The 15,907-nt window shown below is 72.3% G+C and carries 14 protein-coding genes; 6 read left to right on the top strand and 8 right to left on the bottom strand.

Annotation, left to right across the window (positions count from 1 at the left end):
- Nucleotides 1–5 precede the first annotated feature (5 nt).
- Nucleotides 6–278: a mycoredoxin gene (locus QUG98_RS00505; RefSeq protein WP_289468711.1), complete on the bottom strand. Its 273-nt coding sequence runs from the start codon at nucleotides 276–278 to the stop codon at nucleotides 6–8.
- Between the two features lie 61 nt (nucleotides 279–339).
- Here QUG98_RS00505 and QUG98_RS00500 point away from each other — a divergent pair, with 61 nt between their 5' ends.
- Nucleotides 340–1,872 carry a CYTH domain-containing protein gene (locus QUG98_RS00500; protein ID WP_289468710.1) on the top strand — a complete coding sequence of 511 codons (1,533 nt, stop codon included), beginning with the start codon at nucleotides 340–342 and terminating at the stop codon, nucleotides 1,870–1,872.
- Nucleotides 1,873–2,032: 160 nt separating this feature from the next.
- Here the strand turns inward: QUG98_RS00500 and QUG98_RS00495 are convergent, their stop codons facing one another.
- Complete coding sequence (locus tag QUG98_RS00495; protein ID WP_289468709.1) at nucleotides 2,033–4,204, bottom strand: S9 family peptidase; 2,172 nt, start codon at nucleotides 4,202–4,204, stop codon at nucleotides 2,033–2,035.
- Nucleotides 4,201–5,436 carry a Fic family protein gene (locus QUG98_RS00490; protein ID WP_289468708.1) on the bottom strand — a complete coding sequence of 412 codons (1,236 nt, stop codon included), beginning with the start codon at nucleotides 5,434–5,436 and terminating at the stop codon, nucleotides 4,201–4,203. Before QUG98_RS00490 ends, QUG98_RS00495 begins: the two co-directional genes overlap by 4 nt.
- 111 nt (nucleotides 5,437–5,547) lie before the next feature.
- On the opposite strand from QUG98_RS00490, the gene QUG98_RS00485 reads away from it, so the two are divergent.
- Complete coding sequence (locus QUG98_RS00485) at nucleotides 5,548–6,747, top strand: amidohydrolase (protein ID WP_289468707.1); 1,200 nt, start codon at nucleotides 5,548–5,550, stop codon at nucleotides 6,745–6,747.
- Nucleotides 6,748–6,800: 53 nt separating this feature from the next.
- Here the strand turns inward: QUG98_RS00485 and QUG98_RS00480 are convergent, their stop codons facing one another.
- Together QUG98_RS00480 and QUG98_RS00475 are read right to left on the bottom strand one after the other, a co-directional pair.
- On the bottom strand, nucleotides 6,801–7,691 hold the full coding sequence (locus tag QUG98_RS00480) for an aminodeoxychorismate lyase (RefSeq protein WP_289468706.1): 891 nt from the start codon (nucleotides 7,689–7,691) through the stop codon (nucleotides 6,801–6,803).
- 35 nt (nucleotides 7,692–7,726) lie between these two features.
- The gene (locus QUG98_RS00475) at nucleotides 7,727–8,077 is read right to left on the bottom strand and encodes a hypothetical protein (protein ID WP_058728788.1); all 351 of its coding nucleotides are present in this window, start codon (nucleotides 8,075–8,077) and stop codon (nucleotides 7,727–7,729) included.
- Nucleotides 8,078–8,161: 84 nt separating this feature from the next.
- On the opposite strand from QUG98_RS00475, the gene QUG98_RS00470 reads away from it, so the two are divergent.
- On the top strand, nucleotides 8,162–8,668 hold the full coding sequence (locus tag QUG98_RS00470) for an 8-oxo-dGTP diphosphatase (protein ID WP_058728789.1): 507 nt from the start codon (nucleotides 8,162–8,164) through the stop codon (nucleotides 8,666–8,668).
- On the opposite strand, the gene QUG98_RS00465 is transcribed toward QUG98_RS00470, so the two are convergent.
- The 3 genes from QUG98_RS00465 to QUG98_RS00455 form a co-directional block, all read right to left on the bottom strand.
- Nucleotides 8,665–8,964: a hypothetical protein gene (locus QUG98_RS00465; RefSeq protein WP_289468705.1), complete on the bottom strand. Its 300-nt coding sequence runs from the start codon at nucleotides 8,962–8,964 to the stop codon at nucleotides 8,665–8,667. The genes QUG98_RS00470 and QUG98_RS00465 overlap by 4 nt on opposite strands.
- Before the next feature lie 21 nt (nucleotides 8,965–8,985).
- The gene (locus QUG98_RS00460) at nucleotides 8,986–10,455 is read right to left on the bottom strand and encodes an ABC transporter permease (protein WP_289468704.1); all 1,470 of its coding nucleotides are present in this window, start codon (nucleotides 10,453–10,455) and stop codon (nucleotides 8,986–8,988) included.
- Between the two features lie 291 nt (nucleotides 10,456–10,746).
- The gene (locus QUG98_RS00455) at nucleotides 10,747–12,435 is read right to left on the bottom strand and encodes a cation:proton antiporter (RefSeq protein ID WP_289468703.1); all 1,689 of its coding nucleotides are present in this window, start codon (nucleotides 12,433–12,435) and stop codon (nucleotides 10,747–10,749) included.
- Between the two features lie 116 nt (nucleotides 12,436–12,551).
- Here QUG98_RS00455 and QUG98_RS00450 point away from each other — a divergent pair, with 116 nt between their 5' ends.
- The 3 genes from QUG98_RS00450 to QUG98_RS00440 all read left to right on the top strand — a co-directional run bounded on the left by QUG98_RS00450 (nucleotide 12,552) and on the right by QUG98_RS00440 (nucleotide 15,842).
- Nucleotides 12,552–13,808 carry an inorganic phosphate transporter gene (locus QUG98_RS00450; protein ID WP_058728793.1) on the top strand — a complete coding sequence of 419 codons (1,257 nt, stop codon included), beginning with the start codon at nucleotides 12,552–12,554 and terminating at the stop codon, nucleotides 13,806–13,808.
- On the top strand, nucleotides 13,808–14,104 hold the full coding sequence (locus tag QUG98_RS00445) for a hypothetical protein (RefSeq protein ID WP_289468702.1): 297 nt from the start codon (nucleotides 13,808–13,810) through the stop codon (nucleotides 14,102–14,104). The genes QUG98_RS00450 and QUG98_RS00445 overlap by 1 nt, the downstream gene beginning before the upstream one ends.
- A 253-nt stretch (nucleotides 14,105–14,357) precedes the next feature.
- Nucleotides 14,358–15,842: an aspartate ammonia-lyase gene (locus QUG98_RS00440; RefSeq protein ID WP_289468701.1), complete on the top strand. Its 1,485-nt coding sequence runs from the start codon at nucleotides 14,358–14,360 to the stop codon at nucleotides 15,840–15,842.
- Nucleotides 15,843–15,907: the final 65 nt, after the last annotated feature.

Here is a 15,907-nt window from a genome sequence, read left to right as displayed (position 1 = left end):
GGGCGTCAGATGCGTGACTGCACCTCGGCCAGGGACGGGTTCGTCGCGGTGCTGCCGTCCGGGAAGACGAGCGTCGGCACGGTCTGGTTGCCGCCGTTGACCTCGGCGACGAGCTCGGCCGTGCCCGGGGTCCGTTCGATGTCGACCTCGCGGAAGGGCACGCCGGCCTTCGTCATCTGGTTCTTCAGCCGGGCGCAGTAGCCGCACCAGGTCGTCGTGAACATCGTGACGCCGCCGGCCTCGGGCACGAACGCGTCGCGGGTGACTGTCTCGCTCATGGGCACCAGGCTAACCCCGTCGGTTCGGGGAACCCCGGTGACCCCTGGTAGACAGGAGCGCGTGACGGACACCCACCTCGAGATCGAGCGTACGTACGACATGCCCGAGGGCGACGCCCTGCCGGACCTCATCGGGGTCGGCAGCATCGCCCGGACGGAGCACCAGGAGCAGTTCGAGCTCGACGCCACCTACTGGGACACCGAGCGGTACGACCTCGTCGCGTCGCGGGTGACCGTCCGACGGCGCACGGGCGGGCCGGACGCCGGGTGGCACATCAAGCGCGCCGCCTCGGACACCGTCCGGCACGAGCAGCACTTCCCCCTGACCGACGACGCCGACACCGTGCCCGACGAGGTCCTCGGCGCGCTCTTCACCGAGCGCCGGGGCCGCGGCCTGCGCCCGGTCGTCCGCATCACCACCACGCGGGCGGTCACCCGGCTGCTCGACGAGGACGACGACCAGGTCGCCGAACTCGCCGACGACCGCGTGGTCGCCCGGCGGCTCGACGACCAGGCGCCCGCGACCCCGCGCACCTGGCGCGAGGTCGAGGTCGAGACGGTCGAAGGTGTCGACGAGCAGGTGGCGCACGAGCTCTTCGCCGCGCTCGACGGTCGGTTCGCCGACATCGGCGCCCACCCCGCGGCGGTCACCTCGAAGCTCGCCCGGGGACTCGAGGGCGCCCCCGCCGCGCGGCTCCGGACGGCCGAGAAGCCCGAGAAGCACACCGCGGCACGCGCGCTGACCAAGCGCCTGCGCAAGCTCCGGGCCGCGCTCCTGGCGGCGGACGCCGAGCTGCGGACCGGCGGCGACGTCGACCTCCGGGCCACCGCGCGGACCGCCCTCGACATCGCAGCGGTGCTGGGCTCCTACCGTCCGGCCTTCCCCGCCACACCGGCAGCCGACCGCGCCGCCGAGGCCGCGGACGCCCTGGCCGCCGTCACGGCACGTGCCGCACTGGCCGACTACCTGGTGGAACGGCTGCCGTACGCGTCGACGCCGGCGCAGGACCTGCTCGTCGACGCCATGACCCGCGAGCGTGTCCTCGCCGCGACCCGCGAGCGCCGCGCCGTCGCGGTCGGCGAGGTCACGGCATTCCTGGACTCCGAGCCGTACCTCGAGCTCCTCGACGCCCTCGACGACGCCGTCGAACGGCCGGCTCCGACGGCGTGGGTGCTGCGCTCCCCGAAGCACGTGGCGCAGGACGTCTCGGCCGTCGAGAAGCCGCGCGTCCGCGAGCTCGTCCGCAACGCCGTCGGGGACGACGACGAGAGCGTCGGGCTCGTCGACCGCGAGGCCGCCGACCGCGCCGCGACCGAGGAGGCCTGGCGTGCGGCGACCCGTGCCCGTGCCGCGATGGACGTGCTGGGCGACGACGCCTTCCCGCACGCGTTGTGGAAGCGCATCGGCGACGCCGCGGACGTGCTCACCGAGCGGGTGCGCTCCCTGCACGCCCTCGACGTGCTGCGGGTGCACTCCGGCATCGCCGAACGAGGTGGCGAGGGGACGTTCGGGTACGGCGTGCTCGCGGGGGACCGGGTGCGACTCGCCGAGGACTCGTACGACCAGGCGGTACACGCGCTCAACCGCGTGTGAGCCCCGCGGGCGCGTGGCCCAGCTGCGCGCAAGTGTTCCGCGGGAGCGACAGGACTCCACCGAACCTCGGCGGAGTCCTGTCGCTCCCGCGGGACGATCGGCAGCGGCCGGCGCGGTAGCGGCCGGCGCGGCAGCGAGCAGCCCGCTGGCCGCTCCTCGCTCAGCCGGCGGCGATCGGCTCCGCCGTGGCGGCCGCCGGGTTCACGTCGGCCAGCCCGAGCACGTCGAGCAGCCACGCGAGCTCGAAGGCACGCTCACGCCAGGAGTCGTACCGGCCGCTCACACCGCCGTGTCCCGCGGCCATCTCGGTCTTCAGCAGCACCGGAGCGCGGACCTCCCGCAGCTTCGCGGTCCACTTCGCCGGCTCGACGTAGAGCACGCGCGTGTCGTTGATCGACGTCACGGCGAGGATCTGCGGGTACTGCACGTCGTCGCGCACGTTCTCGTACGGCGAGTACTCGCTCATGTACCGGTAGACCTCGGCGTCGTGCAGCGGGTCGCCCCACTCGTCCCACTCGATCACCGTGAGGGGCAGGTCGGGGTCGAGGATGCTGGTCAGCGCATCGACGAACGGGACGGCGGCCAGGATGCCGGCGAACCGCTCGGGCGCCAGGTTGGCGACGGCGCCCATGAGCAGACCACCGGCGCTGCCGCCCTCGGCCACCAGGCGGTCGGCGCTCGTCCGGCCGCTCGCGATCAGGTGCTCCGCGACCGCGACGAAATCGGTGAAGGTGTTCTTCTTCGTCAGCGTCTTGCCGTCCTCGTACCAGTGGCGGCCCATCTCGCCACCGCCCCGCACGTGGGCGACCGCGAAGACGACCCCGCGGTCGAGCATCGACAGGCGCATGACGCTGAAGCCCGGGTCGATCGAGTGCTCGTACGACCCGTAGCCGTACAGGTGCAGCGGCGCCGGGACGTCGGCGTCGACCGCGTCGCGACGCCAGACGAGCGAGATCGGCACCTTCGTGCCGTCCGGGGCCGTCGCCCAGTCGCGTTCCTGCACGTAGTCGGCCGGGTCGTAGCCGCCGAGGACCGGTTGGCGCTTGAGCACCGTGACCTCGCCGGTCGCCAGGTCGAGGTCGCTCACCTCGGACGGGGTGACGAACGACGTGTACCCGATGCGCAGGGTCGGCTGCTCCCACTCGGGGTTGCCGCCGAGCCCAGCTGCGAAGAGGGCTTCGTCGAAGGGGACCTCGTGCGCGTCGCCGTACCCGTCGCCCTCGATCGGGATGACCGCGACGCGGGGGAGTGCCTCGGCCCGGTACTCGAGCGCGAGGTGCCCGGCGAAGGCGTCCACGGACTCGATGCGACGCTCGGGGTGGTGCGCGACGACGACACGTCGGTCGTGCTCCGAGGTGGGGTCGTCGGCGGGCACGTCGACGAGTTCGAAGTTCTCGGCGCCGTCGTTGTGCAGCACGAGGAAGCGGTCGCTCCCGCCGACGATCGCGTGCTCGATCTCGTACTCGACACCGTCGCGCCGCGGCCACACGACACGGAACTCGCCGGTCGGGTCGGCCGCGTCGAGCACCAGCGCCTCGGACGTGATCTTCGACCCGAGCTCGATGACGATGTACTGCGACGAGCGCGTCACCCCGACGCCGACCCAGTAGCGGTCGTCGGGCTCCTCGAACACGACGACGTCGTCGCCCGTGGCGCTGCCGACGGCGTGCCGCCAGATGCGGTCCGGACGCCAGGACTCGTCCACCGTCGGGTAGAACACGTACTGCCCGGACGGGTCGAAGGTGGCGCCGGAGCCGGTGTCCGGGATCTCGTCACCGAGGTCCGTGCCGGTCGTGAGGTCCCGCACGTGCAGGGTGTAGCGCTCGTCGCCCTCGACGTCGACGCCGTACAGCAGGCGCGTGCCGTCGTCGCTGATGTCGTAGCTGCCGAGCGAGAAGAAGTCGTGTCCCTCGGCCAGGGCGTTGCCGTCGAGGACGACCTGCTCCCCGGGCAGTGCCGCAGCGCCCTCGTCGACCGCGGGCGGCGTCCAGTCGTCCGGGCCGCTGATCGGCGCGCGGCAGTGCACGCCGTACTGGCTGCCCTCGGCCGTGCGCGTGAAGTACCACCAGTCGCCCATCCGCACCGGTACGGAGAGGTCGGTCTCCTGCACGCGGTTCTTCACCTCGGCGAAGATGCGGTCGCGGAGTCCGGCGAGGTGCGCCGTCCGCGCCTCGGTCCACGCGTTCTCGGCCTCGAGGTGGGCGAGGGTCTCCGGTGACTCCTTGTCCCGCAGCCACTCGTAGTCGTCGACGAACTCGATGCCGTGGTGGGTCCGCGTGACGGGCCGCTTCGCGGCGGTCGGCGGGGTGGCCTGGGCGTGCTCACTGCTCACCACGCCACCCTATGCGCCCGGGCCTCGACGCCCGCCCGCACGCGCTCGGTGAACGCGTCGAGCTCGGTCACGACCGCGGGGGCGATCCACGCGCGACGCCGTCGACGGCTGGTCACGGGCCGGAGGACCCCGGCGCGGCAGAGGTCGGCGATCGTGGTCTCGAGCAGCGGCTCGACCGGGCCCCCGAGGACGCCCTGCGAGACCGCGCGGCGGAGGAGGTCCTCGGCGTGCTCCTCGGTCAGGACGGCGTCCTGCTCGAGTGCCCGTCCGAGCACCGCGTGCGGACCGGAGGCGCAGACCGTCGCCGCGCGGTCCTGTGCGACCTCGTCGAGCAGCAGGCCCGTCACGAGCGCCTCGTCCGAGCCGGTGCCCACGGCGATCGCCACGTCGCGGACCCACTCGTCGACGAAGCCGTCGCGGTACCGAGCCAGGTGGGTGAAGTACCGCGCTCGCTCGGCGACCAGGACGGTCGAGACCGGCGGGCTCGCACGCCGCGACGCGCCCCGAGCGCGCAGCACCGCGGCGACGAGCGCCCGCCCCGTCCGGCCGTTGCCGTCCGTGAACGGGTGGATCGACTCGAACTGCGCGTGTGCGATCGCTGCCTGGGCCACCGGGTGCAGGTCGTCGCGCTCGAGGAAGGCGAAGAGGTCCGCCATCAGGGCGGGCACGAGTCCGGGCGGCGGCGGGACGTGGTCGGCGTCGCGCGGTGTGCTCCCGCCGCCGATCCAGTTCTGCACCGTGCGGTAGCGGCCGGCGTACGGACCGTCCACCGGATCACCCCGGAGCAGACCACGGTGGGCGTCGAGCAACGCGGTCTCGTCGAGGCGTCCGGCTCCGGCCGCGCGCACCAGGCGGTCGAGGGCGTCGCCGGCCTGCACCATCGCCGTGGCGCTCGTGTTCGCCCGCACGCCCACCAGGGCGCGTGCGACGTCCTCGGCGGTGGCGTCCTCGTGCTCGATGCGCGAGGTCGCGACCGCCTCGGACCGGGTGAGCAGCCGGTGCAGGGGAGCTGCACCGCCGTCGCCGTCGTCGAGGGCCGTGAGCGCATCGAGGCTGCGGTCGAGCAGGGCGGCGGTCGTCCGGTCGGGCTCCCAGTGCGCGTCGGCGATCCGCGGCGGGACCGAGGCCGTGACGGTGGTGGTCCGGCGGACGCTCCGGTCACCGCGGACGGCGCTGCGCCAGGGGCGGACGATCGTGCCGTGTGCGGGCCAGTGGGGTCGGGGTCGGGACACGGAGCCTCCTGCGTGGGTCGTCGGTGCCGAGACGGTAGGACGATCCGGCGAGCCGACGCCAGGAATCCGTATCTCGCGAGCGGCGTGACCGGGCCGCCGTACCGTGGTGGCATGCGCAACTCCTTCGTCGTCACCGGGGCGCACGTCGTCCCCGTCACCGCTGCACCCTTCGACGGCGGTGCCGTCGTCGTCGAGGACGGCCGCATCACCGCGGTCGGCCCCGACGTCACGCCGCCGCCGGACCTGCCCGTGGTCGACGCCGCCGGCGCCTGGCTCGTCCCGGGCTTCGTCGAGTCGCACGGCCACGTCGGCATCCACGAGGAGGCGAACGGCTGGGCCGGCAACGACACGAACGAGATGACCGATCCGAACCAGGCGGCGGTCCGGGCGATCGACGCCGTGGACATCGACGACGAGGGGTTCCGCGACGCACTGTCCGGCGGCATCACGAGCATCGTCGTGAAGCCCGGCTCGGGCAACCCGATCGGTGGGCAGACCGTCGCGATCAAGACCTGGGGTGGTCGGACGATCGACGAGCAGCTCATCTCCGACGCCGTGAGCGTGAAGAGTGCCCTCGGCGAGAACCCGAAGCGGGTGTACGGCGAGAAGGGGAGGACGCCGTCGACGCGGCTCGGCGTCGCGAAGGTCATCCGCGAGGCCTTCGTCGCCGCGCAGGACCACCGCGCCGCCCGTGACGCTGCGGCGGCGAAGGGGGAGCCCTTCACCCGCGACCTGACGAAGGAGACGCTCGTCCGGGTGCTCGACGGCGAGCTCGCCTGGGACCAGCACGTGCACCGGCACGACGACCTCGCGACCGCACTCCGCCTGGCGGACGAGTTCGGCTACCGGCTCGTCGTGAACCACGGCACCGAGGCGCACAAGCTCGCGGACCTGCTCGCCGAACGTGACGTGCCGGTCATCTACGGCCCGCTCTTCACCAGCCGTTCGAAGGTGGAGCTCCGCGACCGTGGCATCCCGAACGTCGTGGCGCTCGCCGCAGCCGGGGTCCGCGTGGCGATCACGACGGACGCGCCGGTCGTGCCGATCGCGATGCTCGTCGACCAGGCCACCGCCGCGGTCAAGGAGGGCCTGCCCTGGCAGACCGCGATCGAGGCCCTCACGACCAACCCGGCGGACTTCCTCGGCTTCGGCGACCGGGTCGGTCGCATCGCGCCGGGGTTCGACGCCGACCTGGTCCTGTGGGACGGCGACCCGCTCGCCGCGACCAGTCGCGCGACGCGCGTCTGGATCGAGGGCGCGTCCGTCTACGAGTGGGTCGACGGGACGGGCGTCACCACCCCGCGCTGGTGACCCGGTGACGGCCGGCAGGCCCGTGGCGGCCCCGCCACGGGCCTCCCGGCCGGCTACTGGTCGCGGGAGAGCAGGAAGTCGTTGATGCGCTCCGTCATCGGCAGGTCCATCGACCGCGCGACGCCGTTCACCGAGCGGATGGGCGCGGCCTGTCGGACGCTCGACAGCAGCCAGAGGGCGTCCGCGGCCTCGAGGTCGGCCAGGGTGAGCAGCTCGTACGACGTCGCGACGCCCTCGCCCTCGGCGAACCGGAACACGTCGGCCTGCGTCGTCCCGGCCAGGATCCCGATGTCGGTCCGAGGCGTCACGAAGCGCCCGTCCACGGACGCCACGAGGTTCGCGCGCGTGCCCTCGAGCACGTACCCGTCCGAGGAGACGAAGAGCGCGTCGTCGGCGCCGCGACGCTCGGCCTCGCGGAGCGCCGCCATGTTCACCGCGTACGACAGCGTCTTCGCGCCCTGCAGCAGCCACGGCGAGGTCCGCTCGACGTCGTGCCGGTAGCCGCGGTCGAGCGTCACGACGGCGATGCCCTCGGTGCGCGCGGGGGTCTGGTCGCCGGACGGCGCGGCGTACACCCAGCCGGTCGGGCGATGCGACCCCTCGACGCCGCGGGTCATGACGGTCTTCGCGAAGGCCTCGTGCACCGGGTCGAGCCGGGCGCACGCGGCCTCGATCGCCTGCCGCCACGCGTCGAGGTCCGGCGCCGGGAGGTCGAGCATCGCCGCCGACCGGACGAACCGCGCCAGGTGCGGCTCGAGTGCCTGCGGCCGACCGTCGACGACCGTGATGGTCTCGAACACCCCGTCGCCGCGGATCGCGCCGAGGTCCTGCACCTGCAGGTGCTCCTCGAGCGGCGTCGCCCACGTGAAGGCGTCGGCCTCCGGGTCGTGCGGGGCTGCGTCGCGCGAGGGCTGGTTGAGGACGGCGAGGACGGTGTCGGTCATGCGTCCATCCAACCCCAGCGCCGGTCGGGCGGACGTCAGTCGCGGCCGGGGAGCGACCCCATGAGCTTCCACACCGCGGGCGTCAGCTCGGGGTGCTGCAGGGCGATGCGACGGAGCCGGTGGTACTCCTCGCCGAGCTCGGTGCGCTGCCCGGACGCCGGGTGCCCGGCCCAGTGCGCGCTCCGCTGCCCGATCGCCGCGTCGAGCTCCACGGCGTCCGCGCGCAGGATGAGCACGACCTGCTCGTCGACGGTCGGCAGCGTCGGCATGAACTCCCACGGGTCCTCGCCCGCGCGGCTCCGGTGCTCGACGATCATCGAGATCTCCTCGGCGGCCTCGGCGCGCAGCACTTCGAGGCTGCGCCCGGTCCTGCGGGGCTCAGCCATGGTGCCCCCGCAGCACGCCTGCCATGCCTGCGATCGTACGCCAGCGTGGAGCGTCCACCGGACACGTCCGCCAGACTGGGGACCGTGACCGCACGCGACGAGACGAAGTCCCAGCACGCCCCGGTCGTGGTCGTCTACCTGCTCCGGGACGGCGTCGACGGCCCCGAGGTGCTGCTCGGCGAGAAGCGTCGCGGGCTCGGTGCCGGTCGGGTGGTCGGTCCGGGCGGCAAGCGGGAGCCGGGGGAGCCGCCGGTGGCGGCAGCGGTGCGCGAGGTGGCGGAGGAGGTCGGCCTGCGTCTCGACACGGACGACCTGGAGGCACGCGGCACGTTGGACTACCGGTTCCCGTTCCGCCCGTCCTGGTCCCAGGTCTCGGACGTCTTCGTCTGCCGCCGGTGGCAGGGCGAACCGTCCGGCAGCGACGAGCTGGAGCCGCGCTGGATCCCGGTCGACACGGTTCCGTACGACGCCATGTGGGACGACGCTCGCTACTGGTTGCCGGGCGTGCTGGCCGGCGGGAGCGTCCACGCTCGCTTCACGTTCGCGGAGGACAACGCGACCGTCTCGGGGTTCAGCGGCGCGGGCGTCTAGCGGGCGCCGGCGCGGCCCTGCTGCACCCGGGTGCTGCCGGTGCGTGCCTCCTCGGCCGCGGCCAGGACGTCCGCGTCACCGCTGCGACCACCGAGCGGGCGGACGAAGAAGTCGACGATGCCCGCGGCGATGGCGCCGAGCACGGCGAACATCGCCCAGCCGACGAACAGGCCGGCGGTGTTCCGGCCGTCGGCGGGCGCGAGGAACACGCTCGCGGCGTAGAGCGCGGCCGCGAGCACGAGGAACGCGACGACGGCGGTGACGAGGACGCGGTGCCAGGCGGTGCGCGGTTGCATGCGGAACAGGATACGCGCGCGTCAACGCTCGGCGTGCCGGCCGTGCTCGCGCTCGCGCCCCTCGGGCGCACCGGGGCGCGTCGTGCGCGATCCCGCCGGGGCCGGGCGTCGACCCGATGCGTCCACGCGTGGGACGGGACGGGTGCGCGGACCGTTGGACGGGCCTCCCGGTCGACCCGGACCGGACCGGTCCGCCTGCCGCACCACGGGGATGCGTCCGGTCGGGGTGGTCTCCTGCTCGAGGCCGTCGCGGCCGCCGGTGAAGACGTCGCCGGAGACGCGGTCGTCCTCCCAGTCGTCGTCGCGCAGCACGCTCAGCGTGCCGGTCTCGGTCGAGGTCAGGCCGTGGCGCTCGAGCTCGGCGTCCCGCTGCCTGCCCAGGAACTCGCGGTTCGCGTTCTGGGCGTCCTGGAACATCGTCGTGCGGTTGTTCACGATCGCGGAGATCCGACGGCGTTCCCACCACTGCTTGCCGAAGAACATGAGCACGAGCCCGGCCGCGGCGTAGCAGCCCATGGTGATCAGGCCGCGGCCGAACCCGGGGCCGATGCCGTAGACCTCGTGCTTGATCATGTCGACCATGCTCGAGCCGACCACGACGTGGTTGAGCCACGCGAAGGGCTCCGGCATGAACCACTTCGGGTACGCCCCGCCGGAGGACGGCATCGACAGGAAGACGAAGCAGATCATGGCGGGAGCGGCGATGAAGCGGCCGACGAAGTAGCTCAGCCCGTTGACCGCGAGACCGATCGCGACGATCCACCCCCACGCGATGAGGACGAGTTCGATCCAGTGCCCCCGGATCGCACCGACGACGGGGCCGGCCAGTGTGTTCGTGATGAGGGAGATCACGAGGCCGCCGACCACGATCACGGTCATGCGGGTCCGGTGCCGCAGCGGGCCGCCCATGATGCCGATGAACATCGCGACCATGTAGCCGCCGATGCACCACGCGAGCATGACGTACATCGCGACGGTGCCGTACTCGTCGTACGCGGGCAGCGGTGCGAGCTCGGTGACGGTCGGGGCGGCGACGCCGATCCCGGTGAGCACGGAGCTCAGCGTGGCGGGGACGAGCGACGCGACCTGGAACTGGTGGGCGCTGGCCTTGAAGACCTCGTCGGCGGACGGGTCGTACGCGACGGCCATCGTGCCGGCGAGCACGTCCTGCTTCGCGCGGGCGAGCGAGTCGTAGGTGTGGAAGACGTACTCGCCGGGCAGGGCCTTGTCGACGGCGGCGACGAGCGTCGGGTCGCTGCCGACCAGGGCGACGGGGACGTCGTGCGGGTGCGGGGCGTGGAACGCGAAGACGTAGCAGAGGCAGAAGCCGACGATGAAGAACAGCGGCATCCAGAGCTGCAGGCCGATGAGCTGCAGGGACGGGTGGAGCGTGCCGTACCAGCGGCGGTAGCGGCTGATCTTCTGCGGTTCCGGCACGGGTGCCTGGCGGACGCGTGCCGCCCGGTGCCCGCCGCCGCGGCTGCCGGCCACGGGAGCACCACGACGGGGTCGCGAGCCGCCGCGCGTCGAGGGTCGCGTCTGGCGGGGCTTCGGCATAGACGACCGCGGCGCTCCGTCGCGATCGGGGAGGTCGCTGTTCCTGGGGACGTCGTTCCGCGGCTCGCTCACTCGGCGCTCTGCTCCTTCTGCTGGTCGGAGCATCACGGTACGCCGCGCGCGCTCACCGCGCGCCGAGAGCAGCGGAGCTCCCGCTGCGGGCGGGGGCAGCGCGACGCCTCCTCCGGACGACGGCTCCGGACGACGGCTGCGGACGCCGGCAGCTCAGCTCCGGCTGCGGGACGCCTGGGCCGAGTCCATCGCGAGCTCCTCGGCGTCGAGCGTCACGAGCACGCGGCGCATGACCTCCTCGTCGAGGTTGCCCTTCTCGCGTTCCTCGAGCACGATCTCGCGCCGCCGGTCGAGCAGTTCGCGCCGGATGTCCTGGATCTGCGCCCCGCGGAGCCGGAGGGGAGCGTTCCGGTCCTCGACCTCTTCCTCCTCGGCGTCGCGGCGGAAGGTCTCGGCCTGCCGCTCGAGTCGAGCCTTCAGCCGGTTCACGACGCTGTCCGATGCCTCCGCGCCGTACTGCTCGGCCCACGCCGGCCGCCGCCGCTCGAGCAGCGCGATCGCGGCCTCGATGGTCCGCTGGTTGAGGCGCATCTCGCTGCGGACGTCCTCCTCGCCCTCGGCCGGGTCCTGCACCCTGAGCGCACGGATCACGAAGGGCAGGGTCAGGCCCTGCAGCAGGAGCGTGCCGACCGTCACCACGAAGGCGATCACGAAGATGGTGTCCTGCGCCTTGATCTGGACCGAGTTGCCGACGACCGACACCGCCGCGGCGAGGGTCACCACCCCGCGCATGCCGGTCCAGGAGATGACGGTGAGTTCCCGCCAGTTGAGCTTCGGCTCGGCGGAGCCGCGCAGCCAGCGCAGGGACGGGTGCCCACGGGACAGCCGCACGCGCAGCGGCCGCAGCCACCGGCCGTTGATGCGGTTCCGCACGTAGGACTCGAACACGAAGAGCGGCCGGACCAGGATCACGACGACCAGCACGACGGCCGCCGCGGTGAGCGTCTGCGTCAGGCTGCGGTCGCTCTCCACCAGGTCCTGCACGACTGTCTTCAGCTGCAGGCCGATCAGGGCGAAGACGAACCCCTCGAGGATCACGTCGATGCTCGTCCACAGCGGACGCTCCTGCAGCCGCGTCGCGTAGCCCTCCTTCGGCGAGTTGTAGCCGATGTACAGGCCGGCAGTGACCACCGCGATGACCCCGGAGCCGGAGAGGTCCTCGGCGACGATGTAGGCGACGAACGGCAACAGGATGCTCATGATCGTCTCGACGACCGGGTCGTTGATGCGCATCCGGATCCAGTGCACCGCGACGCCGAGCACGATGCCGACCGCCAGGCCGACACCGATCGCGAGCCCGAAGATGCCGAGGTCCTGCCAGATCGTCAGCGAGGTGCCCGCTGCGATGAGCGTGAAGACCCGCACGAGGGTCAGCGACGCCGCATCGTTGATGAGGCTCTCGCCGGACAGCACCGTCATCACCCGGCGGGGGAGTCCGAGCTTCCGGCCGATCGCCGCGGCCGACACGGCGTCCGGCGGCGCGACGACGGCGCCGAGCAGGATGGCCGCCGGCCAGTCCATGTCCGGGATGAGCACGTAGGCCGCGACCGCCACCGCGAGGGCGGTCACGATGACGAGGAAGATGCCGAGTCGTCGGATCTGCTTGATGGACTGCCGGAAGCTCTGCCACGACACGTCGAGCGCCGCCGAGTACAGCAGCGGCGGGAGGATCACCGTGAGGATCACCTCGGAGTCGATCTCCATCTCCGGCAGACCGGGCAGGAACGACGCCGCGAGGGCCACTGCGGTCACGAGCAGCGGAGCGGGGAGTCCCTTCGCCCGTGCGAACCCGGTCACCGCGAGTGAACCGATCAACAGGATGAGGAGTTCCGCGGTGTCCATGGGAGCAATCCTCCCATCCGGATGGTTCCGAACCTGAACGACTGCGCAGGCGTGGTGAACGGCGGGTGAACGACAGGGTTTGTGCTCAGCGGTCGGGCCTGGGACACTTGCCCGCGGTGGACATCACACTCATAGTCGTCCTGGTCATCGCGTTGGCCCTCTTCTTCGACTTCACAAACGGATTCCATGACACCGCCAACGCGATGGCGACCCCGATCGCCACGGGTGCCATGAAGCCGAAGGTGGCCGTCACGGTCGCCGCGGTGCTCAACCTCGTCGGTGCGTTCCTCAGCACCGCCGTGGCGACGTCGATCTCGCACGGGCTGATCAACGAGGGCCCCGGCGGCGTGGCGATCACCCCGGAGATGATCTTCGCGGGCCTCATCGGCGCGGTCGTGTGGAACATGATCACGTGGCTCCGCGGCCTGCCGTCGTCGTCCTCGCACGCGCTGTTCGGCGGGCTCATCGGCGCCGCGATCGTCGGTGCCGGGTTCGGGTCCGTGAACTACGCGGCGCTGCTGACCGTCGTGATCATCCCGGCGTTCCTGTCGCCGGTGATCGCCGCGCTGGTGTCGCTCCTGGCGACCCGGATCGCGTACCGCGTCACCCGCCGTCCGGTGTTCCCGAACGAGCGCGGCGGCTTCCGGATCGGCCAGGTGTTCACGAGCTCGATGGTGTCGCTCGCGCACGGCACGAACGACGCGCAGAAGACGATGGGCGTGATCACGCTGACGCTCATCGCGTCGGGCGCGCAGTCCGCCGACCAGGGCGTGCAGTTCTGGGTCGTCGTCGCCTGTGCGCTCGCGATCGCCCTCGGCACGTACACCGGCGGCTGGCGCATCATCCGGACGCTGGGCTCGGGCATCACCGAGATCCGCGCGACGCAGGGCTTCGCGGCCGAGGCCTCCACCGCCGCGACCATCCTGGCGTCGAGCCACCTCGGCTTCGCGCTCTCGACCACGCAGGTGTCGTCGGGCTCGATCATCGGTGCTGGTCTCGGCCGACGCGGCTCGAAGATCCAGTGGTCGACCGCGGGCAAGATCGTCATCGCCTGGTTCATCACCCTGCCGGCCGCGGCGGCCGTGGGCGCGATCGCCTCCGGCATCGCCCGGCTCGGCGTCGGCGGACTCGTCGTCGACGCGGTCGTCGGCGCGGCCGTGATCCTCGGGCTCTACCTGTGGTCGCTCCGCAAGCCGCACGAGCAGGCCGCGGCCATCGAGGTCGACGTGGCCGCCAACGCGGTCTACACCCGCAAGGAGCTCCGTGACCTGCAGCGCAAGAAGCGTGCCGCGCAGGTGGCCGAGCGCCGCGCGGAGCTGAGCCGCGAGCGCACCCTGCGCCGCATGGCCGGACGGAACGGAGGACGCCGCTGATGGGCATCGACTGGTTCGCATTCCTGACGGTCGCGATCGTCGCGGTCGTCTCCGCGTGCTTCGTGGTCCTCGTCTACTCGGTCGGTCTGCGCCTCTGGAGCGCCGCCGACACCCGCGCCGGCAAGTACACCGTGAAGGACGACGGCACCGTCGGCCCCGCCACGGCCGGCTTCCCCCAGCCCGGCACGGTGCAGCCCGGGGTCCGCGCGTTCCGCGCGCTGGCCGTCGCCTGCTTCGCCGTCTCCGGCCTGGCCGTGCTCTACGGCATCTACCTGATCGTCCCGCAGTTCCACTGACGGTCGCCGACCACACGACGGACGGGAGGCACGGTGTCAGCTGGCACCGTGCCTCCCGTCCGTCACCCCGCACGTTCCGACCCATCGCATCCGACCTGGGATGCTGATCCGCGCGAGGCAGGTCGGAAGGAACGGTCTCCTACGCGCGGAACGGTCTCCTACGCGCGGAAGGGTCTCCGACGCGCGGGAGAGCAGGCCACCACGCGCGCCCGGTTGCCGGACCCGACCGACCGGACGGGCTAGCCTCGGACGGGTGACCGGCAACGAAGCACCACGAACGCGCACCGAGACCGACTCCCTGGGATCCCGCGAGGTCCCGATCGACGCCTACTGGGGCATCAACACCCTGCGGGCGCTCGAGAACTTCCCGATCACGTCGGTGCCGATCGCGGTGTACCCGGACCTCATCGAGGCGCTCGCGACCGTGAAGCAGGCCGCCGCCCGGGCGAACAAGGCCATCGGGGTGCTCGATGCCGAACGTGCGGACGCCATCGACCAGGCGGCGCAGGAGGTCCGCGACGGGGCCCTGCGTGACCAGTTCGTCGTCGACATCGTGCAGGGCGGGGCGGGGACCTCGACGAACATGAACACGAACGAGGTGCTCGCGAACCGGGCCCTCGAGCTCCTCGGGCGCGAGAAGGGTGACTACGCGTTCCTCCACCCGATCGACCACGTGAACCGCAGCCAGTCGACGAACGACACCTACCCGACGAGCATCAAGCTGGCGATGATCCTGGGCGTCCGGCGGCTCACCGGTGAGCTCGAGCGGCTGTCGGACGCCTTCGCCGAGCGGGGCCGTGCGTTCCAGGACGTGCTGAAGATCGGCCGCACGCAGCTGCAGGACGCCGTGCCGATGACCCTCGGGCAGGAGTTCACCGGGTTCGCGCACACCATCCAGGAGGACGTCCTGCTCCTCCGCACCGTCTCGCCGCTGCTCGCGGAGACGAACCTCGGCGCCACGGCGATCGGCACGGGCATCACGGCCGACCCGCAGTACCGCGACGAGGTGCGTCGGCAGCTCCAGGTCGCGAGCGGGCTCGACATCGTCACCGCGCCCGACCTGATCGAGGCGACGAGCGACGCCGGCGCCTTCATGACGCTGTCCGGCACGGTGAAGCGCAGCGCCGCGAAGCTCTCGAAGATCTGCAACGACCTGCGCCTCCTCGCCTCGGGGCCGCAGGCGGGACTCGGCGAGATCACGCTGCCCGCACGCCAGGCCGGCTCGTCGATCATGCCCGGCAAGGTCAACCCGGTGATCCCCGAGGTCGTCAACCAGATCGCGTTCGCCGTCGCGGGCGCCGACACGACGGTGACGATGGCGGCCGAGGGCGGGCAGCTGCAGCTCAACGCGTTCGAGCCGATCATCACGCACTCGATCCTGCAGTCGCTGCAGTGGATGGCGAGCGGGTGCGCCACGCTCCGGGTGAACTGCGTGACGGGGATCGAGGCGAACGAGGCGAAGCTCGCCGCGCAGGTCGACACCAACGTCGGCGTCGTGACCGCCTTGACGCCGTACATCGGGTACGCGGCCGCTGCGTCGATCGCGCACACGGCCTTGACGACCTCGACGCCGATCGCGACGCTCGTCACCGCTGCCGGGCTGATGGACGAGGACCAGGTGCAGCGTGTGCTGTCGCCGGCGCGTCTGTCGGGCATCGAGCTCGCGACGGGGGCGATCCCGGTCGTCACCGAGGCCATGCTCGACGCCGAGGCCGAGCGGGTCGGGCGCGAGCGCTGACGCGACGCCGGGGCGGAGCGGGTTCGGCGGCGGATGGAACCAGGAGTCCGACATCGAACCAGGGC

It is taken from the genome of Curtobacterium subtropicum (assembly GCF_030362975.1).
Classification (GTDB): Bacteria; Actinomycetota; Actinomycetes; order Actinomycetales; family Microbacteriaceae; genus Curtobacterium; species Curtobacterium subtropicum.
The sequence above is the reverse complement of the archived record's forward strand: the minus strand, read 5'-3'. Positions and strand labels throughout refer to the sequence as shown.

What these genes read in the sequence shown, in the direction of transcription:
- QUG98_RS00505 (WP_289468711.1), bottom strand. Translation starts at nt 278, where the DNA reads ATGAGCGAGACAGTCACCCGCGACGCGTTCGTGCCCGAGGCCGGCGGC.
- QUG98_RS00485 (WP_289468707.1), top strand. Translation starts at nt 5,548, where the DNA reads ATGCGCAACTCCTTCGTCGTCACCGGGGCGCACGTCGTCCCCGTCACC.
- QUG98_RS00480 (WP_289468706.1), bottom strand. Translation starts at nt 7,691, where the DNA reads ATGACCGACACCGTCCTCGCCGTCCTCAACCAGCCCTCGCGCGACGCA.
- QUG98_RS00475 (WP_058728788.1), bottom strand. Translation starts at nt 8,077, where the DNA reads ATGGCTGAGCCCCGCAGGACCGGGCGCAGCCTCGAAGTGCTGCGCGCC.
- QUG98_RS00465 (WP_289468705.1), bottom strand. Translation starts at nt 8,964, where the DNA reads ATGCAACCGCGCACCGCCTGGCACCGCGTCCTCGTCACCGCCGTCGTC.
- QUG98_RS00455 (WP_289468703.1), bottom strand. Translation starts at nt 12,435, where the DNA reads ATGGACACCGCGGAACTCCTCATCCTGTTGATCGGTTCACTCGCGGTG.
- QUG98_RS00445 (WP_289468702.1), top strand. Translation starts at nt 13,808, where the DNA reads ATGGGCATCGACTGGTTCGCATTCCTGACGGTCGCGATCGTCGCGGTC.